Origin of the sequence: Methylophaga sp. UBA5088 (assembly GCF_002414625.1) — a bacterium.
Classification (GTDB): Bacteria; Pseudomonadota; Gammaproteobacteria; order Nitrosococcales; family Methylophagaceae; genus Methylophaga; species Methylophaga marina.
Map to the genome: position 1 here is coordinate 31,511 of NZ_DIAC01000099.1, position 1,083 is coordinate 32,593.

2 protein-coding genes are annotated in these 1,083 nt (G+C 44.3%); both read right to left on the reverse strand.

Annotated features, from left to right (window positions below):
- Positions 1 to 228 (reverse strand): hypothetical protein (locus tag B4K20_RS12580; RefSeq protein ID WP_289283141.1); only part of this gene is annotated, 228 nt, incomplete at its 3' end.
- Between the two features lie 118 nt (positions 229 to 346).
- A partial coding sequence (locus tag B4K20_RS12585; protein ID WP_289283142.1) for a TonB-dependent receptor domain-containing protein occupies positions 347 to 1,083 on the reverse strand: 737 nt, incomplete at its 5' end.

The following is a 1,083-nucleotide window of genomic DNA, read 5'->3' on the forward strand; positions in this document are numbered from 1 at the left end:
TGTCATTAGCGTGCTCTCCTCAGTGATTTCCAGGCACCTATATAGGGGAATAAGACCAAGAGAAGCATTACCCATATCAGCATCATGAACACACCTGCTACGAGCTGCATGGTGGTGATGACTAATATCAGGCTTATACTCATTAATAAAAGCCCAATTCGCCTTAAATAGGATGCAGGCCAGACCTTGCTCAACCAAAATTGATGCCGCGAGGCTAAATAAACACACACACTTCCGCCGAACGACAGCATTAGCGCAAGATAAGGATAAATGGTCATACTTTGGGATCTCTAAAAATAAAAGCAGCCGTCAATAACGGCTGCTTGGTTTTACCCGTGACTAAGGCTTAAAAGAATGAATACGTGGCAGAGATACCGACATTACGCGCCTCAACAAAGTCTGCATACGCTACCGGGACTCTAGCACCAACAGGTTCACGAGAACGGCGAGCGCGTTTATCGGTCAGGTTGTTAACAAATGCCGACAACTCCAGATCAGCAATACGATAATTGGCACGTAAGTTTATTAAAGAAAAGCCACTGACTTCACGCTCTTTCGTATTTTCCACATCACTGAAGTAACCACTGGTGTATTGAATATTACCGCCGAGATCAAAATCATCAGACACATAATAGGTAGCGGCAAAATTGACCGTTTTATCGGGGGCTGAGTTAAGTTCATTACCATCAAGCCCTGTATAGTCGTCACCAGCATCTTTGATTTCGGTGTGTAATAAACCGATTCCTAGACGAGTTTGAAGATTATCCGTCACCCAGGCTGTACCCTCTATTTCGGCTCCGTAGGTTTCCACTTTCTTGATATTGTCAATGCGGCGAAGCGAATTCACACCTTGATAACCATCAAAGTCATTGAAGAACACATTCGCATGGACTTCGTAGCGGTTATCATCAAAGCTGGTGCGAAGGAATGCCTCGTAAGTCTTCACTTTTTCTTCGTCAAAATAGTAATAAGCATTGTCCGTGAGTGATAGTGCACCACCGGCAGAGTTATACCCTTTTACTGCACTGACACCGATCCGAGTTTCTGGCGTGATGTCATATTTCAACGCTATTTTGGGTAGCA